This window comes from Rothia gullae, from assembly GCF_024294905.1.
Lineage (GTDB): Bacteria > Actinomycetota > Actinomycetes > Actinomycetales > Micrococcaceae > Rothia.
On the sequence record NZ_JANCOC010000006.1, the window covers coordinates 54871 to 79839 of the forward strand.

General features: G+C 61.6%; 19 protein-coding genes and 1 riboswitch. Of the genes, 12 read left to right on the plus strand and 7 right to left on the minus strand.

Going from position 1 to position 24969, the window contains the following annotated elements; translation table 11 throughout:
* Positions 1-92: 92 nt before the first annotated feature.
* Positions 93-1775: a dehydrogenase gene (locus NML54_RS05120; protein ID WP_254756327.1), complete on the minus strand. Its 1683-nt coding sequence runs from the start codon at positions 1773-1775 to the stop codon at positions 93-95.
* 338 nt (positions 1776-2113) lie between these two features.
* On the opposite strand from NML54_RS05120, the gene NML54_RS05125 reads away from it, so the two are divergent.
* Positions 2114-4648, plus strand: coding sequence for a helix-hairpin-helix domain-containing protein (locus tag NML54_RS05125; protein ID WP_254756329.1), 2535 nt, complete (start codon positions 2114-2116; stop codon positions 4646-4648).
* Positions 4649-4892: 244 nt separating this feature from the next.
* Here NML54_RS05125 and NML54_RS05130 read toward each other — a convergent pair whose 3' ends face one another.
* Complete coding sequence (locus NML54_RS05130; RefSeq protein ID WP_254756331.1) at positions 4893-5729, minus strand: aldo/keto reductase; 837 nt, start codon at positions 5727-5729, stop codon at positions 4893-4895.
* 199 nt (positions 5730-5928) lie between these two features.
* Entirely contained in the window at positions 5929-10167 is a 4239-nt protein-coding gene (locus NML54_RS05135; RefSeq protein ID WP_254756407.1) for a DEAD/DEAH box helicase, read from the minus strand.
* A gap of 242 nt (positions 10168-10409) precedes the next feature.
* Positions 10410-10544: riboswitch (SAM riboswitch) on the plus strand.
* Between the two features lie 35 nt (positions 10545-10579).
* Here NML54_RS05135 and NML54_RS05140 point away from each other — a divergent pair.
* The 3 genes from NML54_RS05140 to NML54_RS05150 all read left to right on the plus strand — a co-directional run bounded on the left by NML54_RS05140 (position 10580) and on the right by NML54_RS05150 (position 13856).
* Positions 10580-10807, plus strand: a complete 228-nt coding sequence (locus NML54_RS05140; protein WP_254756333.1) for a nuclease PIN — start codon at positions 10580-10582, stop codon at positions 10805-10807.
* 10 nt (positions 10808-10817) lie between these two features.
* Positions 10818-11252 (plus strand): PIN domain-containing protein, encoded by a 435-nt coding sequence (locus NML54_RS05145; protein ID WP_254756335.1) that lies wholly within the window; start codon positions 10818-10820, stop codon positions 11250-11252.
* Positions 11253-11381: 129 nt separating this feature from the next.
* The gene (locus NML54_RS05150) at positions 11382-13856 is read left to right on the plus strand and encodes a cell division protein PerM (RefSeq protein ID WP_254756337.1); all 2475 of its coding nucleotides are present in this window, start codon (positions 11382-11384) and stop codon (positions 13854-13856) included.
* Here the strand turns inward: NML54_RS05150 and NML54_RS05155 are convergent.
* Positions 13853-14428 (minus strand): 4-hydroxyphenylpyruvate dioxygenase, encoded by a 576-nt coding sequence (locus NML54_RS05155; RefSeq protein WP_254756339.1) that lies wholly within the window; start codon positions 14426-14428, stop codon positions 13853-13855. The two genes, NML54_RS05150 and NML54_RS05155, sit on opposite strands and share 4 nt — an antisense overlap.
* A gap of 254 nt (positions 14429-14682) precedes the next feature.
* On the opposite strand from NML54_RS05155, the gene purN reads away from it, so the two are divergent.
* The 5 genes from purN (at position 14683) to NML54_RS05180 (ending at position 20605) form a co-directional block, all read left to right on the plus strand.
* Entirely contained in the window at positions 14683-15249 is a 567-nt protein-coding gene (purN, locus tag NML54_RS05160; RefSeq protein WP_254756409.1) for a phosphoribosylglycinamide formyltransferase, read from the plus strand.
* A 214-nt stretch (positions 15250-15463) separates the two neighbouring features.
* Complete coding sequence (purH, locus tag NML54_RS05165) at positions 15464-17074, plus strand: bifunctional phosphoribosylaminoimidazolecarboxamide formyltransferase/IMP cyclohydrolase (protein WP_254756341.1); 1611 nt, start codon at positions 15464-15466, stop codon at positions 17072-17074.
* Between the two features lie 296 nt (positions 17075-17370).
* Positions 17371-17952: a TetR/AcrR family transcriptional regulator gene (locus NML54_RS05170; RefSeq protein WP_005506809.1), complete on the plus strand. Its 582-nt coding sequence runs from the start codon at positions 17371-17373 to the stop codon at positions 17950-17952.
* Between the two features lie 292 nt (positions 17953-18244).
* Positions 18245-19519, plus strand: a complete 1275-nt coding sequence (gene glyA / locus NML54_RS05175) for a serine hydroxymethyltransferase (protein WP_254756343.1) — start codon at positions 18245-18247, stop codon at positions 19517-19519.
* A gap of 207 nt (positions 19520-19726) precedes the next feature.
* A complete protein-coding gene (locus NML54_RS05180; protein ID WP_254756345.1) occupies positions 19727-20605 on the plus strand; it encodes a bifunctional methylenetetrahydrofolate dehydrogenase/methenyltetrahydrofolate cyclohydrolase in 879 nt (292 codons plus the stop codon).
* Positions 20606-20709: 104 nt separating this feature from the next.
* Here NML54_RS05180 and NML54_RS05185 read toward each other — a convergent pair whose 3' ends face one another.
* Positions 20710-21243 (minus strand): GntR family transcriptional regulator, encoded by a 534-nt coding sequence (locus NML54_RS05185; RefSeq protein ID WP_371925792.1) that lies wholly within the window; start codon positions 21241-21243, stop codon positions 20710-20712.
* Between the two features lie 19 nt (positions 21244-21262).
* On the minus strand, positions 21263-21532 hold the full coding sequence (locus NML54_RS08990) for a winged helix-turn-helix domain-containing protein (RefSeq protein ID WP_371925793.1): 270 nt from the start codon (positions 21530-21532) through the stop codon (positions 21263-21265).
* An 88-nt stretch (positions 21533-21620) separates the two neighbouring features.
* Here NML54_RS08990 and NML54_RS05195 point away from each other — a divergent pair, with 88 nt between their 5' ends.
* The 3 genes from NML54_RS05195 to NML54_RS05205 all read left to right on the plus strand — a co-directional run bounded on the left by NML54_RS05195 (position 21621) and on the right by NML54_RS05205 (position 24277).
* Positions 21621-22496, plus strand: coding sequence for an exodeoxyribonuclease III (locus tag NML54_RS05195; protein ID WP_254756347.1), 876 nt, complete (start codon positions 21621-21623; stop codon positions 22494-22496).
* 86 nt (positions 22497-22582) lie between these two features.
* Complete coding sequence (gene trpS / locus NML54_RS05200; RefSeq protein WP_254756349.1) at positions 22583-23647, plus strand: tryptophan--tRNA ligase; 1065 nt, start codon at positions 22583-22585, stop codon at positions 23645-23647.
* Positions 23648-23698: 51 nt separating this feature from the next.
* On the plus strand, positions 23699-24277 hold the full coding sequence (locus NML54_RS05205; RefSeq protein WP_254756351.1) for a 2'-5' RNA ligase family protein: 579 nt from the start codon (positions 23699-23701) through the stop codon (positions 24275-24277).
* A gap of 104 nt (positions 24278-24381) precedes the next feature.
* Here the strand turns inward: NML54_RS05205 and NML54_RS05210 are convergent, their stop codons facing one another.
* Positions 24382-24876: a hypothetical protein gene (locus NML54_RS05210; protein WP_254756353.1), complete on the minus strand. Its 495-nt coding sequence runs from the start codon at positions 24874-24876 to the stop codon at positions 24382-24384.
* Between the last annotated feature and the right edge of the window lie 93 nt (positions 24877-24969).

The following is a 24969-nucleotide window of genomic DNA, read 5'->3' on the forward strand; positions in this document are numbered from 1 at the left end:
CCCGCGTCACCTGCTCCTCTTGCGGAGTGAGGGACGCGGGCTTTCGCTGCCTCCAAGGATGAACCCGACAAGAAGCTAGCGGGAGTGCGCGCTTAGAGGGGCGCCACCTCAGCCTCTTCGGCAAGCGGGTCGTCGTCATCGGTGCGGTAGAAATCCCAGCGTTCACAACCGCAACCGGAACGCATCGCATCAATGACGGCGGCAGCGGCCTCCAGCGGGTCGAGCGCGTGCAGATTCCACAGCGCATGCACCGGTACCGGGTGCCTCCAGCCGTGCTCCTGTAGGAACTCCGGGTCGAAGGCGGGTAGCGCCTCGACGGTGGGCTCAAGCTCGCAGAGGAAGCCGGTGGGGGAGCGGAAAACCGTCACCACGGGGGCCGGGTCGGCGTCTTCAAGGCAGGCTCCGTCGAAGAAGTAATAGGTGCTCAGACGGCGGTTCCAGGCAAGCTGCGCGAGGCGTTCGCTGAAGACTTCCACCGTCTGCTCCCACTGGGTGCGGTGGTACGCCGCCAGGTCGGTGTGGGCGGTCTGCACCACGCCGATGCCCTGCTCGGTGAGTTCGCGGGCGCTCAGACGCGCGGGCTCTGCCGGTTCTGCGGGCTCTGCCGGTTCTGCCGGTTCTGCGGGCTCTGCCGGTTCTGCGGGTTCTGCCGGTTCCGGGGGAGCGCCCGCAGGGGGACCGCCGTCCGGGGAATCCGGCTCTGCTAGTTCTGTTTCGGTGAGCTCAGCGTTAGTCAGCTTATTGTCGGGGAGCTCAGTGTTAGTCAGCTCAGTGTCGAGGAGCTCAAGCTCCTCAGCGGCACTCGACTCAGCAGCGCTCGCCTCAGCGGCACCCGCCTCCACGGCAGTTGCGTTTACGTCTTTCTTCGTCCACAGGCGCAGCTTGCGGGCGATCTGCGTGCGTCCGCGGTGCAGAGTCGTCTGCCAGGAGCCGAACTTGGCTCGTACCGCACCCAGAGGCGGCACCTGCTCAATGAGCGTGGGAATGGTAGACCAGTAGCCGTAGTTCAGTGCCGTCGGATCGCGATCGTAGCGGGCGCAATAGCTCAAAAAGAGGCTCAGAGTCTTCTGTGCAAAATCCTCGGGTACCGCCGCGGCATCGATATACCACTCGTTCTCGAGTGCCTCAGCCGGGCAGATACCGGTGCGGAGCATTCCCAAGGACCAGTCGCCGTCGCCGAGGTAGTCGTTGACTGTCTGTGCGGGGGCAGGCCACGCGGATTCGCCCTCCATGCTGGAGGCGAGAAGGGTGCACAGGCTACCGCCCTCGGTGCCGATTTCTTTTACGCCGCGCTGCCGGATGTCCTCGAGGGTCTGCGCGTAGGCTTCTTCCTCCAGTTGGGAGTAGGGGTGTGCGGCAAGGTACTTGAGCGTTGCGCCAATCTTCGCCAGAACGTGCGCAATGTCTTCATCGGTAAAGTGACGTGCCTCCAGCGCAGGTGGCAGGTCCTGAATAATATCGCAATCAAGAATGAGCGCCGCGTACTCGGGCTCCGGGGGTAGATCGTAGGCTTCCGCGAAAACGTACCAGAGGCCGCATGCGAGTACCGTGTAGCTCGGGGCGTCTGCCGTGACCGGGCCAAACTGCCAGATGCCGGAGTTCAGCGCATAGTTCAGGTGTTTCTTGTTGATGTGCGGGTACAGAAAATTGAGGCGGCGGAGAACCTGGGTAGGGGTGAACCCCAGCGCGGCGAGTTCGGCGATGAGTTCCGCGTACTCGTCGTGAAAATCTAAGTAGCCCTCCGGAGCGTTTGATAGCGCGGCTTGTTCGCGCATGGGTCCCTCTTTCATCTGCGGGATGTGGCGGCACCATGTCGTACCGTGCCGCCGAAACCCTGAATGTGTGCACGCAGACAAGGGCGTATGCGTGGTGTGAGGCCACCCCTTATCTACATGAATAAGCGATATTTTTTCAAAAAATATGCTCTTTTATCTAAATTTATCGCTGAAACTAAGCACTATTCAAATACGTGAACCCCTAACACGGTTTCTTACGAAAAGATGACAATCTTAAGCGTACTCGCACAGTCGAGCAAACTACGCCCCGCGCTGACTCTTTTCCCAGCATTACCGGTCAACCCATGAGCCGCGGCGAAATATGCGAAACTGGAAGGATGAGCGAACACCCCCTCCCGAGCAGTATCCGCCCGCGCGCGAACCGAGCTGCAGACCCCGCGCCCAGCAGCGCCGCCGGTAACGAACCCAGCAGCGCCGCACACCGCGAAAAACACGAAACCGGCGGTAAGACTGAGCAGCCCGCCGAGCACCTCATCAACGCGCTCGCCGTAGAAACAGGCATCGCGCCGCACCGCATCCGTGCAGCCATGGCGCTACTCGACGCCGACAACTCCGTACCCTTCATCGCCCGCTACCGCAAAGAAGCAACGGGCGCACTCACCGACACCCAGCTGCGCACCATCCAGTCGCGCCTAGGCCAGCTCCGCGCCCTCGAAGAGCGCCGCAACCGCGTGCTCGAAGTGCTCACCGAACGCGCCGACGAAGGCCTCATTGACCCGCTCACCCTGCTGCAGCTGCGTTCCTCGCTCATGAACGCCGCCACCATCGCAGACGTGAATGCCATCTACGCCCCGTACCGCAGCGAGCGTGTGACCCGCGCCCAGATGGCGCGTGCCGCCGGGCTTGATTCCCTTGTCGAAGACCTGCTGGAGGTGCCCCTCGCCGAGGCGCACGCCATCGCCGCCGCGTACATTACCGACGGCAGCGAAGACAACGAGGACGAGAGCATTGAGGTTGCAGAGGCGGACGAAGCCCTGCAGATTCACAGTGCCGAAGAGGCCCTCGACGGTGCCCGCGCAATCCTGGTTGACCGCGCTCTCACCGACCCGGTGCTGAGCGAAAAGCTCCTCAAGCGCCTGCGTGAAGGCGGCGTGATCGAGTCCCGCGTGATTACCGGTCAGGAAAGCCTTGGCGCGAAGTTCTCCGACTATTTCGCCTTCTCGGACCGTATTCGTTCCATTCCGCCGCACCGCGTGCTGGCGCTGCATCGCGCCAAAGACGCCGGCGTGGTGCGCCTCAAGGTGGATGTGGCACCCGCCCCCGTGGCGCTCAGCCGCCTGCGTGGTGCCGCCCGCGCCGAAGCTGAGGCTGCCGCCGAAAATTACGAGAACGTCCGTTCTGCATACGAGCGTGAAGTCGCCGCCGCGCTACGCATCCCCGTGCAGGTGCTCAACACCGTCGACGACGAAGACCGCGTACTCGGCTGGCTCGCCGCCACCGTGCGCACCGCATGGCGCAGCCACCTGCGCCCGCGCCTTGCCGAACGCATCCGCCACCAGCTACTCGACGCCGCCGCACAGCACGCGACTGAGGTGTTCGCCTCCAACCTGCGCGATATTCTGCTCGCCGCACCCGCCGGACACAAGACCACCCTCGGCCTGGACCCGGGCCTACGCCACGGCGTGAAATACGCCGTGGTCGACGGCACCGGTGAGCCGCTACGCGTAGGCACCGTCTACCCGCACGCCCCGCGCAACCAGTGGGTAGAAGCACTGCGCGAGCTCGCCGCCGCCTGCCGTGAGCACAGCGTGGAACTTATCGCCATTGGCAACGGCACCGCAAGCCGCGAAACCGACAAGCTCGCCAGCGAACTGATCCGCACCCTGCGCGAGGAAGGCGTAGAAGCCCCCCAAAAAGTGACCGTCTCGGAGGCGGGCGCCTCCGTCTACTCGGCCTCCGCCCTCGCCGCCGCCGAGCTGCCCGATTACGACGTGACCGTACGCGGCGCCGTCTCCATTGCCCGCCGCCTACAGGACCCGCTCGCCGAGCTCGTCAAAATCGACCCGCAGTCCATCGGGGTGGGCCAGTACCAGCACGACGTGCCGCCCGCCGCCCTGCGCCGCGCCCTCAACGACACCGTCGAAGACTGCGTGAACGCCGTGGGCGTGAACCTTAATAGCGCCTCCGTGCAGCTACTCGCGCACGTGGCGGGCGTTGGCACCACAACCGCCGAACGCATCGTCGCCTACCGCACCGAACACGGCGCCTTCGCGAACCGTCAGCAGCTGCTGAACGTGCCGCGACTGGGCACAAAAACCTTCCGCCAGGCAGCAGGATTTATCCGCATCCGCGGCGGTGAAGAGCCGCTGGATGCCTCCGCGGTGCACCCGGAAGCGTACCCGCTCGCGCGCCGCATTATTACCGACGCGCAGGCACGCAACGGCGCCCACTGGGTTGCCGGCACCCTGGGTACCTCGGATGGAACCGACCCGCTCGCCGGGCTGAACCCCGCCGACTACGTGCAGGGCAGTTGCGAGCAGGACAGTACGGAAGAAGGCACCGCCGGCGTGTACACGGTCGAGGACATCTTCACCGAGCTGCGCCGCCCCGGCCTGGACCCGCGCGGTAGCTTCCGCACCGCCCGCTTCTCCGAGTTCGTCTCGCACTTCGAGGACGTGCGCCCCGGCATGGTACTCGAGGGTACCGTCTCGAACGTGGCGGCATTCGGTGCGTTCGTGGATATTGGTGTTCACCAGGACGGCCTCGTGCACATCTCGCAGATGAGCCGCGGCTACGTGGCGAACCCGCACGACATTGTGCGTAGCGGTGACATCGTGCAGGTCCGCGTTGTGGAGGTTGACCCGGCGCGCCGCCGCATCTCCCTCTCCCTGCTGGTAGAGGATGAGAACTAGGGGGCGAAAGATGGCTGCGGAGCGCTCGCTAAGGATAGCTACTGAAAAAGCTCTCCAATCCGAGATTATCCAATCCGAGATCATCCATCCGAGAACGTACGTTCGCTATAAACTTAACCCGGAGAACACAATAAAGCCCCGACAAGCACTATCTGTACCTGTCGGGGCTTTACCCTGTCTTATCTCCGCCTAGCTTCGAGCCCCTAAACGCGGGACTCTAGGCTCCAGAGTTCCATACTCCAGCTTAGAAATCAATGTTCGCCGGGTCAGCGCCAATACGACCCTCGGGGCTGGAAAGTGCATCCACAGCCGCGATGTCCTCGGCGGTCAGCTTCACATTCACCGACGCCAGGTTCTCCTCAATGCGGGAGGGGGTAACAGACTTCGGGATAGCCACGGTGCCCTTAGCCAGGTGCCACGCCAGCACCACCTGCGCGGGGGTTGCGCCGTGGCGCTCCGCAATCTCAGCCAGCACGGCGTTCTGCAACAGGTCACTACCGTTACCCAGCGGGCTCCACGCCTGAGTCACGATGCCGTACTCGGCGTGAACGGCGCGCAGCGCCTCCTGCGAGAAGTAGGGGTGCAGCTCAATCTGGTGGATGACCGGAACCACGCCGGTCTCCTCGATAATCTCGCGCAGCTGCTCCTCGGGGAAGTTCGAAACACCAATGGAACGAACCTTACCCTGCTTCTGCAGCTCAATCAGCGCACGCCAGGACTCCAGGTACAGGCCCTGCTGCGGCTTAGCCCAGTGAATCAGGTATAGGTCAACGTAGTCGGTGCCCAGCTTCTCCAGGGACGCCTCGAACGCCTCAAAAGCGCTCTCGTAGCCCTGGTCGGAGTTCCACAGCTTGGTGGTGAGGAAGATATCCTCACGAGCCACGCTGGAGTTAGTGATAGCACGGCCTACGCCCGCCTCATTGCCGTAGATAGCTGCAGTGTCGATGTGGCGGTAGCCGGTCTCCAGGGCGGTGCCCACAACCTTCTCAGCGACCTCGTCCTCAACCTGCCACACGCCGTAGCCCAGCTGCGGAATGGATTGGCCGTCGTTGAACTTTACGTTGGGTACGTTGTAGCTCATGATGCTCCTTTGGAATCTATGGGGAGGCGGCGCCTCCGTAAGTAGTCCTTCAAGGCTACGCCCCAGAACCCCCGTTGAGAAGAGCCGGGCCAGAATCGGGCGTGAATCTAGCCTGGGGCGTAACCAAATGACAAAAAATGACGGGGGCCAGACACCTCTCTCATGCCGGAGGGCGGCTACCGCTCAGGCTCGAAGGCGGCTATCGCTCGACAGCCGGCGCAAACAGCTCGCGCACATCCTCAGCCGTCACCGCTGCGGAGGCGAACTCGCCCTCACCGACCACCGCGTCGAAGAGCGCGGCCTTCGACTCCTTGAGCTGCATGACCTTCTCCTCAATCGTGCCCTCGGCAACCAGACGGTAGACGTGTACCTCCTTGTCCTGGCCGATGCGGTGAATACGGTCCACCGCCTGCTGCTCGGCGGCGGGGTTCCACCACGGATCCATAATGAACACGTGATCCGCCTCGGTCAGATTCAGACCGAAACCGCCAGCCTTGAGCGAAATGAGGAACACCGGCTCCTGGCCGCTCGTGAAGGCCTCGATGACCTCGGCGCGGTTGCGGGTCGAACCGTCCAAGTACAGGTGGCCGATGCCCTCCTCCGCCAGGCGCGCCGAAATGCTCTTGAGGTAGCCGGTGAACTGGCTGAACACCAGCACGCGGTGGCCCTTCTCGAGCAGGTCGGGCAGCTGCTGAACCAGGTAGTCGCGCTTGACCGACGACACCCCGGTATAGGCTTCCGGATCAATCAGCACGGCATCAAGCGCCAGACGGCGCAGCAGGGTCAGCGACTGGAAAATCGTGAATCGGTTCTTGTCCATATCCTCCAGCAGACCCAGCACCTTCTGGCGTTCACGCTGCAAGTGAGTGTCATAGATGCGGCGGTGGCCGGGAGCGAGCGGCAGGTTCACGCGTGTATCGTTCTTCGCCGGAAGATCTGCCGCCACCAGCTCCTTGGTGCGGCGCAGCATGAGCGGGCGGATGCGCCGGCGCAGACGAGCAGCCGTTGCCGCGGCGTGCGCCGGGTCCTCGCCGGATTCCGCCGGGCGAGCGTACAGGTCACGGAACGCACGGGCGGAGGGGAACAGGCCGTCCGCCACAATTGCCAGCAGCGCCCACAGTTCCATGAGGTTGTTCTCAATGGGCGTGCCGGTCATCGCAATCTTGGTGCGTGCGGGCATCGCGCGGGCGATGGACCAGGCGCGGGTGCCGGTGTTTTTGACGAATTGCGCCTCGTCCAGCAGGAGCGCACCCCAGCCTTCGGGGACGGACTGCTCGCCTGTGGAATCGCCAGCGCGCTCGTCAACGGTGTGCTTGTCAACAGCGCGGCCCAGCGTGCGGGCGTAGCCGGTGTAGGCCTCCTCGTCCATGCGTAGCAGTGTGTAGCTGGTGAGCACCAGGTGAGCCCCGGCGATGCGCTCAGCCAGCGGGGTCTTACCGGCGGTGGTTTCGGTGATGGTTACGACCTTCGCCTCGGGCAGGAAACGTTCCGCCTCTGCCGCCCAGTTCGTGATGACGGAGGTCGGTGCAACCACGAGGAAAGGCGCGAACGGTTCAACGCTCTCACCGCGCTTGGCGGCACGTTCGGAGGCGGCACGGTGCTCCTCAATCGCGTGGGCGAGCAGGGCGAGAGCCTGCACGGTCTTACCCAGACCCATATCGTCGGCGAGAATACCGCCCAGACGCTGCTCGTACAGGAAGGACAACCACTGGAAACCCTCCACCTGGTAGGGGCGCAGGGTCGCCCGCAGACCGGCGGGTACCGGATGCTGAACGATAACCCGACGGGAAGCCTTCTGGGGCGCGGGAAAACTCTGAGTTTCCTTGTCAGGTGCTTTTGCAATGCCCTTTTTGGGGTTCTCTTTGGTGCTCTCTTCGGCGCTTTCCTCGGCATCCTCCAGACCCTCAACCAGCTCCAGCAGTGAACGCACCTGAGCATCCCACCGTGCGGTCGTATGCACGCTCGCCGCCAGCGACTCCAGCTCAGAGAACAGCCCCGCCTGGTGACGGTTAATGCGCAGCTCACCGCCCGCATCGTCGAGTTCGCGAGCCTCCGAGATGAGGGTGCGCAGGGTCTTAAACTCGGGTCGACGCAGCGAGAAATAGGTGCCGTTACCGAGCAGAATACGGTCCGCCCCGCGGTCGAGCGCCTCAAAAATCTGGGCGAACGGCACGGTCCAATTGTTAACCTTCACTGCAATGCCCAGGCCGAACCAGTCGCGAGAATTGCCCTCGCTCACGGTGATTTCAATCAGCGCGTCGGTTGCCTCCACAAACTCCGGTGGGGTGCCGTTAAAACGCACCTGAACAGCGGAAACACGGCGAAGCTTCGGCAGAATCGCGCTGAGCAGCTCACGGGTTTCCCAGCCTTCGATGCGGCGCTCCTCCAACCCGGAAAGCGCCGGGTGGGCGGCAAGAATTGCGCGAACCGAACGCAGTACGCGTGCCTCAAAACGCTCGTCGCGAACCTCGCCACCCTCTTCACCGGGGTAGCCGAAAACGGGCAGAGAGTACACCTCGGAGCCGGTCGCAGGATTCTGTGTGCCCGCCTCCTGTGCGCTCGCATCCTCTGCGCTGTCCTCCGCGAAGGGGTCCAGCGGGTACTCCCAACGCCAGCTCAGCTGTGCGTCGTGGCGTACCTGCTCTTCAAAGCTGATGTCAAGCACTAGATGCGGCGGCTTCACGCGCGGAAGCGCCAGCGCCGGATCGGGGGTCAGCGAGGGAATGGAACGGCTGAGCGCAGGCAGGTACTCCTTCTGGAACGTGGCGCGTTCCGCGGCGGGAATGTGTACGGTTCCGGCGCTAATGAGCGATTCGGAGGCGGCATCGAGCGGCTCGACCAGGGGGATGAGTGCCAGCTCTACGCCCTCGGGCAGTTCGGGCACGGCGGGGGAGTAGCGCACCCACTTACCCTGCGCGTGGTTATTCTGTGCCGGGTTAATGGTCAGGGTAGTGAGTTCAGTAGGCGCCTCCTGCGCGTTCTTTTGGGCAGTCTTTTGCACGAAGGACTCGCGGCCCACTTCCTCCAGTGCACCGGGGCGCACGGTCTTCCAGTGCACCGCCTTTGCCGCCTGCTCGTACTCCTGCTGGGCGAGCCCGCCCAGTGCAAAGAAGCCGGTACGTGGGGTGCCGATGGGGTGGCAGTAGGCGGCGGGTAGCCAGAGCTGGCGTAGCAGTTCGCCTTCGCGTCCTTCCCAGCTGAGTGCGGCTTGAAGCTGCAGCCCGGCGCCTTCCGCGTGCTTCTCATCGCTGGCGGCGGCGTGCAGGCGCACCTGTGCGGGGCTCAGCACGGCGTAGTTCACTTCGCGGCCGTTGACGAGCAGGGGCAGGCCAATATCCTCCGCGCGGGCGAGTACATCCCAGAGCAGAGTGGAGGCAGAAGCGCTGATTGAGATCCAGTCGCGGTGCGAGGAGTACATGTTCTGCCAGGGGCGGGCAATCGAGTAGAGCTCGGTGAAGAATCGTTCGTGTTGGGGGTAGATTTCGTGCCGCCCGACGGGGCCACCCACGCTGGATGCGAAGGTTTCCCAGCTGAGTCCGCCCTTGATCCAGCGCCCGGTTTTGGACGCCATGAGCGGGCGGGCGAGCAGGTTAATGCTGGGGGTTGCGCCGGGCATATTGCGCCCGCGCGCGTAGGAGCCGGAGACGCTCAGGGAGAAATCCAGGGCACCGCTCACACGCATCGAATCAATGCCCGAAAGGTCCTGACGTGCGGAAAGAACGGAGGAGAGGTCGCGTCGCCATGCCGAGATTTTGGTAGCGGATGCCTTTGCCTGCAGGCTCGGGGAGGTGCCTAGCTCGTTGAGCGCAAAGCTTCCCTGTGGGTTTTCGGGCTCGGCAGTCTCTGTATCGGGTGCGGGCAGTTTTGCCGCGATGGTGAGCGCACCGGAGGCGCGCAGCGCCGCGAGCGGGTCGGCGGCTTTCTTCGCCTCCGCAACGTCCGCGCTTTTTGACTCTGCGGATCCCTTTGCAGTTGATACCTTTGCATCTGTCGCACCCTTCGCAGCGGTAGCCTTCGTTACGGCACTGGGTACGCCGACCGGTCCGGGGTGTTCGCTGAGTGCCTTTTTCGCTACGGAGGCGCGGTCGAGCGCGGTGAGCATGAGCGCTACGGCGTGCTTGCAGTCGGTGAGCACGGGGCAGGTACAGCGGGCGGTAAAGGTTGCGGAGCCGCTGACGGCGGGGAAGAAGCGAATAGTCACTTCGTAGGGGATGATGGTGCTTCCGTTGACGAGCCCGGTGAGGGTTCGCTCGTCTTCGTCGTAGCTGTAGCGGATGACTTCGCGGTTGCGCTGGTAGGCGATACCGCGCTGGTAGGTGCGGTGCCCGGCCTGGCGAATAATCTGCGGTACAGTGACGGGAATTTCGGGGAAGGGGTTGTTGGCGCTCACCAGCTCATTATCGCGTATTGTGCGGGTATGTGCTTTGTCGCCGGTTATTTGCTGGCGGTTGCCGGGCTGGTTGTTGGGGCGACTATTGAGCGGTGGTTTGGGGAGTATTTCGTATTTTTGGTGGGAGAGTTTTTAAGGCATAAAAACACCGGTATTCACATAAGATATTCCGCGCAGTATCAAAAATTCATGCCATCTAAAATGCTCTTACAAGCTAAAATGCTAATAATCTAAATCTCTTTCATAAAACACTTTACTTAACTTGAGAAAATGCTGTAAGCTAAACCCAGCTTCAAGAGTTTCGACTGATAAGCTCCGACTATGGTCGAACGCCAACCCCATGTTCACGGGTGGCTCGGATGACGAAGCGGTTTGTATTCACCACCGGAATAACCGGTGGTAATTGGTACAGGCAAGAGCAACGCGAAAGGATCGCGCCACTCACGGCGCAGGTTGTCATATGTACAACGGCTCTGCAACCGAAGCAGCAATCTCTCTGAACCCCTCCCACTCCTACCAGGAAAGCCTGCGTGCCGCAGCTGTCCCCGCGCGAGGCGGATACACCGCAGTCAGCATTGACGATTACTCCCGCATTTCTTCTAAGCGCGACGAGTTCCTGAACTTCCTTCTTCTGCCCAACCCCGAGGGTATCCCCGCTATTGAGTACGCCGGCCTTCGCGTAGCGTAGCATTAGGGGTATGAATTTCTCCGGTATGCTCCTGGGCTCCGACGTTCTTGCGGAGATCCGTAAGGCGGATCCTGACCCCGCCGTGGTCGCTTTTCTGCGCCGCCGCTCGTTCCGACACATGTACATTTCTGTGCTGAGTATTGGTGAGCTGAAGGGCCTGTACCCCTACCCGGAAACTGATCGCTGGATTGCCGAACTTCTTGAGCGCTTTGGTGACCACGTTATTAATGTGGATGCGCGTGTGAGTCTCGAGTGGGCGGGCCGTCAGGCGCCGCGCGGCGTACATGCCGTGGGTCGTGATGATGCCGGTCCGCTGCCTACCGCCGCCCTGGAGGGCCTGATGGCGGCGAGTGCGAGTGCCTATGATTTGGAGCTGATTTCTTCTAAGGCGCAGGTGTACCGCACCTGGGGCGTTCAGGCTTCCAACCCGTGGACTGAGAATTAAAACTTTGCCGGATGCGCGTCCTCGCGTGCGTGTCTGTATGAATACCTGTGTGAATAGTTGTGAAAACCCGCTTTCGAGAGTTAATCGGAGGCGGGTTTCGTCGTTAATTCGTGGCATGATTGAAGGACGATGAAAAGCATCTCACCTATCTTGCGTTATTCCATGCCCATGCCGCTGTGGCTTCAGGGTGTTGTTGAGCTAATTGTTACTGCCCTGTTCTCTGCGCTTGCAGTGTTTGCGGCGATGTCTGCCGTGTGGGCGACCAAGGGCTTTGGCGACATGGAGTTCTCCTCCGTGGCCGCTATGTCGGCGCACCTGTGGCTTCTGATTCACGGTGTTCCTTTGGATCTTGCGGCTGCTTTTGGTGCTTCTGCCGGCACGATGACGCTGGTGCCGCTGGGCTTGAGTATTCTGCCTCTGCTGCTCTGTTACCGTTCGGGCCGTCGCCTGGCGCGCGCCTCGTATGAGGGTGAGTTTTTGATTCCAGTGCTGTCCGGTTCGGTGACTTACGCGCTGATTAGTTTGGCAATGTACGGTTGGGCGAGCCCGCATCCGCAGCCTCTTCAGGCGTTGAATGCTGCCCTGGTGCCTTTGGGTATTGTGGTGGCTGGTCTGATGTGGGGTGGCTACTGTGAGGCGCGTTCGCTCTCGCGCATGGTGGGGGTTGATACTGCGGAGCAGATTTCGCAGATGAGTCAGTATTCGCGTTGGGCGGGTTCGTACGCTTGGGCTGTGGTGCGTGCAGCGGTGGTTGCTTTTGTGGCGCTGATTGGTCTGGGCGCGGTGCTTTTGGGTATCGGTATTTTGGCGGGCTGGTCGCAGATTGTTGCCACTTACCAGGAGCTGCATGCGGGCGCTGTGGGTGATACTGCGGTGACTTTGTTGCAGCTGGGTTTCTTGCCGAACCTGGTGATTTATGCGATTGCGTGGTCGACCGGTGCCGGTTTCTCCTTTGGTGCGGGTACCTCGGTTGGTTTGACCAGTAGTGATGCTGGTACTTTGCCGATGCTTCCGATTCTGGGTGCTGTGCCCGAGTCGATGGGCACAGTCGGTCTAGTGGGTCTGCTGGTGCCGCTGGGTGCCGGTGTGATTGCTGGTTGGTGGTTCTTGCGTGAGGGTGAGGATCACCTGGATGAGTGGGTTGCTCTGAAGGTTCCGTTCCGCCCCCTGTCTGCGCTGATTTCTGCGGTGGCGCTGGGCGTGATGACCGGTATTCTGATGTCGTTTGGTGCCCTGTGGCTGGGCTGGATTTCGTACGGCTCTCTGGGTATTGGTCGTTTTACGGAGGTTGGTGCTGAGCCGCTGACTTTTGCGGCGCATACCGCGTTGACGGTGGGAGCCGGCGTGACTTTCGGTATGCTGCTGAGCCGCGCCCTGGTGCCGGATAGCAGCCGTGAGCTGCCTCGTTTTGCGGATGAGCGCCCGAACTTGGGTGAGCGTCTGATGAGTTTTACTGCCTGGATCTGTGAGCGTTTTGCACAGGGCCGTGAGCGTTTTGCACAGGAGCGTGCGCAGCGTCGTGAGCAACGTGCGCAGGAGCGTGCGCGGCGTGAGGCTGAGGAAGCTGCGGAGCGTGAGGCCGCTGAGCGTGAAGCTGAGAAGGCGGCACACGCGGAGGCCTCCGAGTACGTTGTTGAGCCCGGACAGTCTGTGGTATCTGGGCAGTCTGTGGTATCTGGGCAGTCTGTTGTGTCTGAGGTGGTGACCGGTCATGTTCCGGTGCATCCGCAGGAGCCGGTGGTTGCCGTCCCCGTGGAGGCGACTGAGCAGCTGGCGCAGCGTGCGGCGGCGGACGCTTTTGCTGAGATTGTTGCAGAGCGCGAAGAGGGGGCTGAAGAGCCCGCCTCCGAAGAGGCTAGTGCTGAAGAGAACCCCGCTGAGAAGTACGAGCCGATTGAGGCCGTTCAGCAGGTCGATTACCTGCACTCTGCCCACGCTGACTCTGCGCAGGCTGAGGATTACGAGAGTATTGAAGCATCTGTTGAGCCTGCCTCCAACGAGTACACTGCTGACGAAAACGGCACCTATGACCCCGCCGTGTACGCTCATAACCCCTCCGATGAGCAGACTTGCGAGCTGATCCAGGAGCCCGTCTACGAGGCTGCTGAACCTGTAGCGGCTGAGCGTGAGAACGCTATTGAAGAGCCCGCAGAGCAAGCGCCGCGTTCAAAGGGCCGCGCGAGCCGCATTATGGCGTACTTCGGTTTTGGCCTTGATCAGCCCGCTGCTATGCAGGATGAATCAGTGCAGGATAACTCGGCTGATGCCGCCCGCGCTGAATCCGCCGTGCAGGACCGCGCCGGCGATGATCGTACCAGCGACCGCGCGCTTGAGCGTGCCCAGAAGCGCGAGGCGAAGAAGGCGGCTAAGGCGGCACGCAAGAAGCAGAAGAACGACCTAGAGCGTGATTTTGTCGATCGCGAGCTGGATGTCCTCTCTGCCGATCAGGCGATGAGCCGTATCTTTGAGGTTCGTAGCCAGACCGGCATCCTTCCGCTGGTGACCGATGAGCCGTCTACCGTGGAGTTGCCCCCGCTGGATGTCAGCTCCTCGAAGTCCCAGAGCTCTAATGCCCAGGGTTCTAGCGCCCGCAAGAAGAACTAGCGAGCGGAAGAGCTAGAGCTGGATGCGCCGGTGAGCTTGTCTATCGTGCCCTGGAACTTCTGGTCGCAGGTGTACATGTCGGTCTGGGTCAGCGCGGCGGCGCGGCACTCGCGGTACTCCTGCGCGCCGGGCATGAGGGCAAGACCAATGCCGCCGAGCAGGGTTATCGCGCCGTAGATAATGCTGACGCCCGCGGCAATGTAGAAGAACCAGGGGCCGCGGTAGACGGCGGTGCGCACGATTGCAATAATGCTCAGGGTAATGCCGGCGAGCGCGAAGATGAAGAGCGCCAAGAAAAGCGGCATCGTGGAGAGCACGAAGGAAGACGCCGAAAAAATCACCAGCGCGGCAACAACCATCATGAGCGAGGTGCGAATATTCGCTTTCTGCTGTTCGATGGTGTCAATGGGTTTGCGCGGCTTCTTGCGCTGAGGTCCTCGAGGCTGCGGAATCATGTTCTGCGGCGCCTGCTGCGGTGCTCGTGGTGGAACCTGCTGGTTCTGCGGCGTGCCGTTGTTCGGGGTGGGCTGCTGCGGTGCGTTGTTCGGGGTGTTCTGCGGGGGAGTAGACATACCTATAAGGGTACCGTCCCGTGCGCCCGTGACCTATTGAGTTCGCGACCTGTTGAGTTTGCGCCCAGTAAACCCCGGTGAAGCCCCATGAACCCCCATGAACCCCCATGAACCCCAGTGAACCCCGGTGAGGATTCATCCCGCCGGATTTTCTTTGTGCTCTTCTTTGGGCTTTGGGTCTGTTGTGAACCTCTTACCCCCCCCTTGGATAAGGGTGTGAGATGGGTTATACTAGTCGGGTGCGAATTGTGGTTATGGTATCCGGCTCCGGAACGAATCTTCAGTCCATCCTCGACGCTGTAGCAGCGGGCGAGCTTCCCCTCGACATCGCGGCAGTGGGCGCCGACAAGCCCTGTCTGGGTATTGAACGTGCCCAGGCGGCGGGTGTACCCACCTTCCTGGTGCAGCCCGGCGACTACGCGGACCGCCCCTCCTGGAACCGCGCGCTGGAAGAAAAGATCGCTTCCTACGACCCCGATTACATTGTGTTCGCTGGCTTCATGCGCATTGTTGACGCGCAGCTGGTCGAGCGTTTCAGCAACCGCATTATTAACACCCACCCCGCCCTACTGCCCTCCTTCCCGGGTGCGCACGGCGTGCGTGACGCCCTGGCGCACGGTGTGAAGATTACCGGCCTGACCGTCCACTTTGTGGATGCGGGCGTTGATACCGGCCCCATTCTCGCCCAGGCGGCAGTGCCCGTTCTGGATGACGATACCGAAGAGACCCTGCACGAACGCATTAAGGTGCAGGAGCGCCGCCTACTCGTGCAGACTATTGCTTCTCTCGCTGAATCCCACGGCGCTGCATCTGACAGCTAATTCCGCCCACTAAATTTTTCGCGGCGGAATGAGCCGAGCTCAAACCCCGCTGCCCACACACGTTCCGTTGTGCCCATTCGACGCGGTCACCTTAGCGTCACGCACAGCGGCGGGGAATACCCCCACACATATCCTGTCTATCCGGGCAGGCTACGTCCATCCACTAGCTGTGCCGTCGAGAACCGGCGTGCACGTCTAAAGCATCGGAGTATTTGTGTCTCTCATTGAGCTCGATCGCGTGCCCCTGCGCCGCGCCCTCATTTCCGTCTACGATAAGACCGGTCTGGAGGAGTTCGCCCGCGGCCTGCACGAGGCAGGCGTCGCGCTGGTCTCCACCGGCTCTACCGCATCCACCATCGCGGCAGCAGGCGTACCCGTCACCGAGGTCACCGAAGTGACCGGTTTCCCCGAGTGCCTCGAAGGCCGCGTGAAGACCCTGCATCCGCGCATCCACGCCGGTATTCTGGCTGACCGCCGCAAGCAGGAGCACATCGACACCCTCGACGAGCTGGACGTTGAGGCGTTCGACCTGGTGGTTGTGAACCTGTACCCCTTCGTTGAGACCGTTGCATCCGGTGCCGGTCAGGACGCCATCATCGAGAAGATCGACATTGGTGGCCCCTCCATGGTTCGCGCTGCCGCGAAGAACCACGATGCCGTCGCTATTGTGGTGGACCCCGCCGACTACGCGCGCACCGTTGAGGCCGCTAAGAATGGTGGCTTCTCCCTGGACGAGCGCCGCCGCCTTGCCGCTGGCGCATTCGCCCACACCGCCGCATACGACACCGCTGTGGCTACCTGGACCGCATCCCAGTTCCTGCAGGATGAGGACGCTAACTTCTGGCCCCCGTACGCTGGCCTGGGCTTTGAGCGCAGCGAGACCCTGCGTTACGGCGAGAACCCGCACCAGCGTGCCGCCCTGTACGTTGACCCCGCCGCTGCCCCCGGTATTGCTCAGGCGGAGCAGCTGCACGGTAAGGCGATGAGCTACAACAACTACGTTGATGCTGACGCCGCTCTGCGTGCCGCTTACGACTTCGACGAGCCGGCTGTTGCTGTTATCAAGCACAACAACCCCTGCGGTATTGCTGTGGCAACCCCCGGCGCAGCTGACCCGATTGCGGACGCTCACGCGAAGGCGCACGCTTGCGACCCGCTGTCCGCATACGGTGGCGTGATTGCTGCTAACCGCCCGGTGACCGCCGCTATGGCTCAGACCGTCAAGGGCATCTTCACCGAGGTGATTGTGGCTCCCGGCTTCGAGCCCGAGGCGCTGGAGATTCTGCGTGAGAAGAAGAACCTGCGCCTGCTGGTTCTGCCTGAGGACTTTGCCCGCGAGGCTATTGAGTACCGCCCCATTTCCGGTGGCGCACTCTTCCAGGAGGCTGACCGCCTGCAGGCTGAGGGCGACGACCCGAAGAACTGGACCCTGGTTGCCGGTGAGGTAGCTGACGAGGCAACCCTGCGCGACCTTGAGTTTGCCTGGCGTGCACTGCGTTCGCCCAAGTCCAACGCTATTCTGCTTGCCGATAACGGCGCCGCCGTGGGCATCGGCATGGGTCAGGTGAACCGCGTGGATTCCTGCAAGCTCTCGGTGGAGCGCGCGAACACTCTCGGCGGTGAAGGTAACGAGCGTGCCCGCGGTGCGGTTGCCGCATCCGACGCGTTCTTCCCCTTCGCTGACGGCCTGCAGGTGCTGCTGGACGCCGGTGTGCGTGCCGTTGTACACCCGGGCGGTTCGATTCGCGACGAGGAAGTTATCGAGGCGGCTAAGGCTGCTGGTGTGACCATGTACCTGACCGGTACCCGCCACTTCTTCCACTAAACATGTGTAGCGGGCTCAGTACGCGCTGAGCTACCTGCTGTGAGCGGGGCATTTCCGGGGTGAACCTTCTGGTGAGCCTGGGATGCCCCGCTTTTTCGTGCTATCGACCTGAGACGTATGCATGGGGACCTCTGTGCTGGGACATCTATGCTGGGACAGTCGCGTTGGGGCATCCGTATTGTGGGCAGTCGTATTTATAGAATTTTTGCTCTATTTGCGCCGGATTTGCGCATGAGGGCGCGTCAACGACCACCGGGATGCGCACAGATTGGCTAAAAGTTCGCTAGGATTAGGGTGTGCCTAAAGTCAGCGAAGAATACAAAAAGAACAGGCGTTCTCAGATTGTAGAGACCGCCCGCGAATGCTTCATCAAGCACGGTTATCAGAAGGCTTCGATGAGCGACATTATTGCGGCCACCGGCCTGTCTGCTGGAGCGATTTATAACCACTTCTCCTCCAAGGATGAGATTATCCTGGCGGCAGCCCGCATGGATATGGCGCCCTTCGACCGCATCCGCGCCGAGCAGCCCTGGGACTACGTGTTCGGGTGCCTGAAGGTGCTGGATACCCCCAAGATTCGCCGTCACCTGCTCGTTACCTGGGGCGAGGCTGTGGCAATGCCGCAGCTGGCGACCGTCGTTTCTGAGCAGCTGAGCTACCTGCGTGATCAGTCCCTGGAACGCTACCGAGCCTGGGGTGCCGCTGAGCTGGATTTCACCGAAGAGGAGCTTGAGGAGTGGCTGACCGTTATCGGTGCCGCGGTGCTGTCGGTGCTGACCGGTTACGTGGTTCAGACCCAGCTGGTGGCTGGCGGTAAGAAGGAGAGTGCTCGCGAGGCGTACCTGGAGTATGCTTCCGCTATCCTGCGTCAGGCGTAGGGTGCGTAGACCCGCTTAACTGTCGCCGATCAGCCTGCCGGGGTGTGTTCTATGCCCCTCGCTGGTGTCACGCCGACGCCGTAAAAACTTCATCGTGATGCTTTGTAAAGCCCGTTTTCCTTCTCGAAGGAACGCGGGCTTTACGGTATTATGAGGTGTAGCTCATATTTTTTCATTCAGGGTTTGCAACTGGATGCGCCCGCCGCCTCCTGTAGATCGCCCGGCGTGTGCCGCGGCAGCCCCGATGATGAGCGACCGAAGATAACGCAAAAAAAACACTCCCAGGAGCATAATGTCCGAGCAGAAGATCCTCGAGATGCCCCTCGCCGACCTCGACCCCGAGGTTGCAGAAGCCATTGAGCTGGAGCGCAAGCGCCAGCAGAACACCCTCGAGATGATTGCATCTGAGAACTTCGTCCCCCGTGCCGTCCTTGAAAGCCAGGGCTCGGTACTGACCAACAAGTACGCTGAGGGTTACCCCGGCCGCCGCTACTATGGCGGCTGCGAATTTGTTGACATCGTTGAGTCCCTCGCTATTTCCCGTGTGAAGGAACTCTTCGGTGCTGAGCACGCCAACGTTCAGCCCCACTCCGGTGCGCAGGCGAACAACGCTGTCATGCACGCATTGCTGAACCCCGGCGACACCATCATGGGTCTGTCCCTGGCACACGGCGGCCACCTGACCCACGGTATGAAGCTGAACGTCTCCGGCAAGCTGTACAACGTTGTCGCGTACGGTGTGGATGAGTCCGGCCGCGTTGACATGGAGCAGGTGCGTGAACTGGCTCTGGCTGAGCGTCCCAAGCTGATTATTGCCGGCTGGTCCGCGTACCCCCGTCAGCTGGACTTCGCTGCGTTCCGCGCGATTGCTGACGAGATCGGCGCGTACCTGTGGGTGGACATGGCTCACTTCGCGGGCCTGGTGGCTGCGGGTCTGCACCCGAACCCCGTCCCGCACGCACACGTGGTCTCCTCCACCGTACACAAGACCCTGGGCGGCCCCCGCTCCGGCTTCATCCTCTGCACCGAAGAGCTGAAGAAGAAGATTGACTCCGCAGTGTTCCCCGGCCAGCAGGGCGGCCCGCTCATGCACGTGATCGCTGCGAAAGCTACCGCGTTCAAGGTTGCCGCATCTGACGCGTTCAAGGACCGTCAGAAGCGCACTGTTGAGGGCGCACAGATTCTCGCGAACCGCCTGCTGCAGCAGGACGTGAAGGATGCTGGCGTGTCGATCGCTTCCGACGGTACCGACGTTCACCTGGTGCTCGTTGACCTGCGTGACCACGCCCTCAACGGCAAGGAAGCAGAGGACCTGCTGCACGCCGCTGGCATTACCGTCAACCGTAACGCCGTGCCGAACGACCCGCGCCCGCCGATGGTGACCTCCGGTCTGCGTATCGGTACCCCCGCGCTGGCGACCCGCGGCTTCGATGCTGAGGGCTTCACCGAGGTAGCCGACATTATCGCTTCCGTACTGCTGCCGAACCCGGACATCGCTGCGTTGCGTGCCCGCGTTGAGGCACTGTGCACCAAGTACCCCCTCTACCAGGGTAGTGAGAACTGGTAGACCCATGAATGACCCCGTTCGCTCAACATCCCTTCGTGGGTGCTGAGCGAACGGGGTTATTTCGCCCTCTTACTTTTACCGCCCTGCCCGCTACATCCGTGGAGGCACATAGTGGGGGGAGTGGTATCTCCTAGACACACACCCTAGGACCTAACACACAGACCGTCCGTTTCGGCGAACCCGCCGTAATCTATGGAAGGAAAAACAATGCCCCAGATTCTAGACGGTAACGCAACCGCCGCAGCCATCAAGGAAGAGCTGAAGGAGCGCGTCGAGGCGCTCAAGGCTAAGGGTATTACCCCCGGCCTGGGGACCGTGCTGGTCGGTGACGACCCCGCATCCCGCTCGTACGTGGGCGCTAAGCACCGCGACTGCGCAGAGATCGGTATTAACTCCATCCGTGTGGACCTGCCCGGTGACATCACTCAGGAAGAGCTCGACGCAGAGATCGACAAGCTGAACAACGACCCGGCGTGCACCAGCTACATTGTGCAGCTGCCCCTGCCCAAGCACCTGGATACCAACCGCGTGCTGGAGCGCATCGCCCCCGAGAAGGACGCTGACGGCCTGCACCCGACCAATCTCGGCAAGCTCGTGCTGAACGTTTCTGAGCTGTTGGACTCCCCGCTGCCTTGCACCCCCAACGGTGTCATTGAGCTGGTCAAGCGCCACGGCATCGATTGGAACGGTAAGAACGTTGTGGTGCTCGGCCGCGGCATTACCGTGGGCCGTCCGCTGGGTCTGCTGCTGACTCGCCGGGAGGTGAACGCGACCGCAACCCTGGCGCACACCGGTACCGAGAACCTGGACGAGGTGCTGCGCGAGGCTGACGTCATTGTTGCCGCTGTGGGTGTTCCGCACGTGCTGAAGGCTCACCAGGTCAAGGACGGCGCAATCCTGCTGGACGTTGGTGTTTCCCGCGCTGAGGACCCGGAAACCGGCAAGAAGAAGCTCTTCGGCGATGTCTCTCCGGAGGCTGCGCAGAAGGCGTCCTGGGTTTCCCCGAACCCCGGCGGTGTGGGCCCGATGACTCGCGCGGAGCTGCTGGTGAACGTGGTTGAGACTGCGGAGCGTCAGGCGGCGTAAGGCTCGCAACATTTCAGGGCTGATAACTCAAAAGGGCTGTGCCCCGGTAGAACAATCTACCGGGGCACAGCCCTTCACACTATCGTCACAAGAAAAGGCAGATGCTAGAGAATCATCTCGTAGAAGTAGGCATCAGCAAGGTACAGGGTCTCTGAGTACTCGACGGGGCTACCTTCTTCGGTGTAGCCGGTCGCGCAGACCTTGAACGCCGCCTCGCCCACGGGAACCTGGTGGTTGAACGCCTCGGCGTCGGTGAAGAGCGCCGCGCTGGTGCGTACGCGGGCGTGCTTAATGGCGTTGGGGGTGTCGGCAAGCTGGTCGAAGGAGCTTGAAGCGCCGGATATTTCCGCCATCATGGCGTCCAGGATGCGGCTTGCGGTGGCTTTCACAAAGTAGGAATGCTCAAAGTCGATGACTTCGTGGTTGGCAAGACGCAGGCGGCGCACGAATAGCACCTGCTCACCCACCGGCACGGATAGGTGGGTGGAGATCTCTTCGGCGGCGTTCACCCAGCGGGTTGCAATCATGCGGGTGGAGCCCTCAAAACCGCGGCGGCGCATATCGTCAACGAAGGTGCCCACGCGCGGAATGTAGGTGGCGTCGGTACGCTCGGCAACATAGGTGCCGGAGCCCTGCACGTTGTAGAGCAGGCCGCGTTTAATTCAGAACCTTCAGGGCGCTACGAACCGTCTGGCGGCTCACCCCAAATTTCTGCTGAATTATGCGTTCGGTGGGCAACTTATCGCCGGGCTTACCGGGAATAATGTAGCGCTGCTCAATGTAGTGGATAACCTGCTCGTACTTCGGGCCGGGAATCGGGGGTAGCTCGTAGCGGCTCTCAGCGTTGTGAGCGGTACTTTCGGATGCGGTGGTGCCCGCAGAATGTGATGGGGCACCGTGGTCGGTGGTCTGTGAAGGAGTGTGAATTCATCACCCAATAGTTTATCGTTCAGCCAGAGAAAAAAACGCGCACGAGTGAAAATTTCTCTTCCCTCAAACTGGCATAATTAAGACTATGCATTTTTCTAACACCCCTGCACCGCGCCCGAGCGGTCTGCTTCGCGTGGCAAGCGTGAATGTGAACGGTATCCGAGCCGCCTACAAGAAGGATATGGCGGCATGGTTGGCGAGCCGTGACATCGATATTCTCTGCCTGCAGGAGGTGCGTGCCCCCGACGCTATCGTGCGTGAGCTGCTTGACGAATCCCAGTGGCATATTCTGCATGCGGAGGCTGCCGCGAAGGGCCGTGCGGGCGTGCTGGTGGCGACCCGCCGTACCCCGAACTCGGCTGGTGAAATCCTGGAGAACCAGCCGGTAGCGACCCGCTCGAATATTGGCGAAGAGTACTTTGACGATTCGGGCCGCTGGGTTGAGGCGGACTATGTTCTGCCCAACGGCAAGACCCTGACTGTGGTCAGCGCCTACGTTCACTCCGGTGAGGTCGGCACCCAGAAGCAGGACGATAAGTACCGCTTCCTGGAGCGCATGCTGGTGCGCATGCCGGAGCTGGCAAAGTGTTCGGACCACGTGCTCATCGTGGGCGATTTGAACGTGGGCCACACCGAGCTCGACATTAAGAACTGGAAGGCTAACCAGAAGCGTGCCGGCTTCCTGCCGGAAGAACGCGCCTACTTTGACCGCTTCTTCGGCAATATCGGCTACCGCGATGTGGCTCGTGAGCTGGCGGGTCAGGTGCCGGGTCCCTACACCTGGTGGTCTTACCGCGGTAAGGCGTTCGATAATGACGCAGGCTGGCGTATCGACTACCACATGGCGACCCCGGCGCTCGCCGAAAGCGCCGTGGAAGCGGTCGTGGACCGTGCGGCAAGCTACGATGAGCGTTTCAGTGATCACGCGCCGCTCGTGGTTGACTACCGCATCGGTGAGTAAGACGCGGACCCACCTACAGATAAGTTTTTGAAGATGTGCTGCACCGTCCGCAGCATCGCACAGGAAGAACTGCACAGGAAATAACTATGGCAGACGAAAAGAAGCAGGATAAGTCCCTCATCCCTAACGCCTCTCAGCAGAAGGCACGTATCTACTCGGGTGCGCAGCCGTCGGCTGATTCGATGCACCTGGGTAACTACATTGGTGCTGTCAACAACTGGGTGGCGTTGCAGGACGACCCGAATAACGAATGCTTGTTCTTTATCCCGGATATGCACGCCATCACCGTTCCTCAGAACCCCGAGGAGCTGCGTGAGCGTACCCGCCTGACCGCGGCGCAGTACATCGCCTCCGGCATTGATCCGACCCGCACCCCGCTGTTCGTGCAGTCGCACGTGCCCGAGCACGCCCAGCTGGCGTGGGTTCTGAACTGCTTCACCGGCTTCGGTGAGGCGTCCCGTATGACCCAGTTCAAGGACAAGTCCCAGAAGCAGGGTGCAGAGAACGCCTCCGTGGGCCTGTTCACCTACCCGATTCTGATGGCTGCCGACATCCTGCTCTACCAGGTGGACGGCGTGCCCGTGGGCGAGGATCAGCGTCAGCACCTGGAGCTGACCCGTAACCTGGCTCAGCGTTTCAACTCCCGTTTCGGTGAGACCTTCGTGGTGCCCGAGCCGGTGATTCTGAAGGAAACCGCTAAGATTTACGACCTGCAGGACCCGACCTCGAAGATGTCCAAGTCTGCAGCCACCGACAAGGGCCTAATCAAGCTTCTGGACACCCCCAAGGCAACCCAGAAGAAGATTAAGTCCGCCGTGACCGATGACGGTTCCGTCGTCGCCTACGACCGCGAGGCTAAGCCCGGCGTCTCCAACCTGCTCTCCATCTACTCGGCGATGACCGGCGAGAGCATCGACGAGATTGTGGCACGCTACGAGGGCAAGATGTACGGCCATCTGAAGGTTGACCTTGCTGATATCGTGGTGGAGCGCCTCAACCCGGTGCGCGAGCGTACCCTCGAGCTGATGGACGACCCTGCCGAGCTGGACCGCCTGCTGGCTGTGGGTGCATCCGCTGCCCGCGAGATCGCTACGGCCACCATTGAGAACGTGTACAAGAAGGTTGGCTTCCTGCCTGCCGCCGCAATCTAGCCCGCTGTTCAGCCAAATTGGCTGAGACGCCGCATTACCTGCACGATTGAGATGACAGTACAAGAGAACTCTTCGAGCCCCACGACGGCTCCTGCATCCCCGACCCTGAAACCCGGTCACCGCTACCTGAGCGTTATTGCGCACGTGAGCGGTGAGAATGTTCAGCGCCTGGAAGAGTGGAAGCGTTCGGTAGTTGGTGGTGCTGTGGCGCCTACCAGCACCCACGTGACCGTGTACCTGATGGAGCTGAACGAGTCTCTATTGGCTGAGGTGCAGTCCCCGCAGTTCCGCGAGGCGCTGGACACGCCGCGTTTTGAGGCGCGCTGGGGTTCGGTGCACTCCTTCCGCCCGGTAACCGAGGTGGAGTACCTGAACCTGGAGGCGGGCAAGACCGAGTTCGAGCAGATTCACCAGAAGCTGGTTGAGCTATTCGGTACCGGTGCGGCGTCCTTCCCCTATGTGCCGCACGTGACCCTGGGCCATGGGCTTACGGAAGAGCAGGTGGCGAACGCCCGTGAGGTGTTTGACGCTCTGCCCGTAGAGCAGCGTACCTTCACCGTGGATCACCTGCACTGCTACTCCTACGACGGGCAGAACTGGGAAGAGATGAGGGTTCTGCCGCTGCGTTAGTAGCTGGCGTATAAACCTGGAATACGTATAGAGAGATGCGACCGATCGCTAATCGGTAGCATCTCTCTATACGTATTCGCGAGGTTTATCTCAGCGTGAGAGCCCTAGTGGGAGTGGCCCTCATGAGCCTCTCCGGATTCGTGTGCCTCAGCCTCAACCGGTGCAACGTTCGAGGAGGAGACACCCAGAATCTCGTTCGGGATCTTCGGAAGTTCCACGCTCATCAGCTCCTTTGGAGCCGCCGGGCTCGACAGGGACACCGCAATGAGCTTCTTGGTCGCCGGGTCGGTCACGTAGGCGGTCTTACCGTCCACCCACAGCGCCGGACGCTCGTCCTGCCACGTCTCAGACTCGGTCCACGCCTCCATGAGCTGTACGGAGCCCAGCTCCGCGCCGGTTGCCGAATTGAAGATACACAGCTTGCCGTCGGTGATGGGTACGAGGGTTGCGCTCGCGGAGGTGGAGGCGCTGGGGCTGGTCTGTGTATTCTGGCCGATCTGGGTGTTCTGGGAGCCGCATGCGGTCAGGGCGAGTGCAGCTACTGCGCCGAGTGCGCCGGCGCGGGTGAGGAAAACCTGCGGGTCATGTGCATGCACCAAGACTAACAGGAGAATGGTTCTCAATAGTGGTTGATCCTTCGCTCGTATCAGACTCTGGAAGTGCATCCCACGCCGGGTGCGTAAGGCATTCAG

Bases quoted from the DNA above. Each gene is read 5' to 3' on its own strand.
- NML54_RS05180 (WP_254756345.1), top strand. From the start codon at position 19,727: ATGCCCCAGATTCTAGACGGTAACGCAACCGCCGCAGCCATCAAGGAA.
- NML54_RS05145 (WP_254756335.1), top strand. From the start codon at position 10,818: ATGAATTTCTCCGGTATGCTCCTGGGCTCCGACGTTCTTGCGGAGATC.
- trpS (WP_254756349.1), top strand. From the start codon at position 22,583: ATGGCAGACGAAAAGAAGCAGGATAAGTCCCTCATCCCTAACGCCTCT.
- NML54_RS05125 (WP_254756329.1), top strand. From the start codon at position 2,114: ATGAGCGAACACCCCCTCCCGAGCAGTATCCGCCCGCGCGCGAACCGA.
- purN (WP_254756409.1), top strand. From the start codon at position 14,683: ATGGTATCCGGCTCCGGAACGAATCTTCAGTCCATCCTCGACGCTGTA.
- NML54_RS05130 (WP_254756331.1), bottom strand. From the start codon at position 5,729: ATGAGCTACAACGTACCCAACGTAAAGTTCAACGACGGCCAATCCATT.
- NML54_RS05140 (WP_254756333.1), top strand. From the start codon at position 10,580: ATGTACAACGGCTCTGCAACCGAAGCAGCAATCTCTCTGAACCCCTCC.
- glyA (WP_254756343.1), top strand. From the start codon at position 18,245: ATGTCCGAGCAGAAGATCCTCGAGATGCCCCTCGCCGACCTCGACCCC.
- NML54_RS05205 (WP_254756351.1), top strand. From the start codon at position 23,699: ATGACAGTACAAGAGAACTCTTCGAGCCCCACGACGGCTCCTGCATCC.
- NML54_RS05155 (WP_254756339.1), bottom strand. From the start codon at position 14,428: ATGTCTACTCCCCCGCAGAACACCCCGAACAACGCACCGCAGCAGCCC.
- NML54_RS05120 (WP_254756327.1), bottom strand. From the start codon at position 1,775: ATGCGCGAACAAGCCGCGCTATCAAACGCTCCGGAGGGCTACTTAGAT.
- NML54_RS05195 (WP_254756347.1), top strand. From the start codon at position 21,621: ATGCATTTTTCTAACACCCCTGCACCGCGCCCGAGCGGTCTGCTTCGC.
- NML54_RS05150 (WP_254756337.1), top strand. From the start codon at position 11,382: ATGAAAAGCATCTCACCTATCTTGCGTTATTCCATGCCCATGCCGCTG.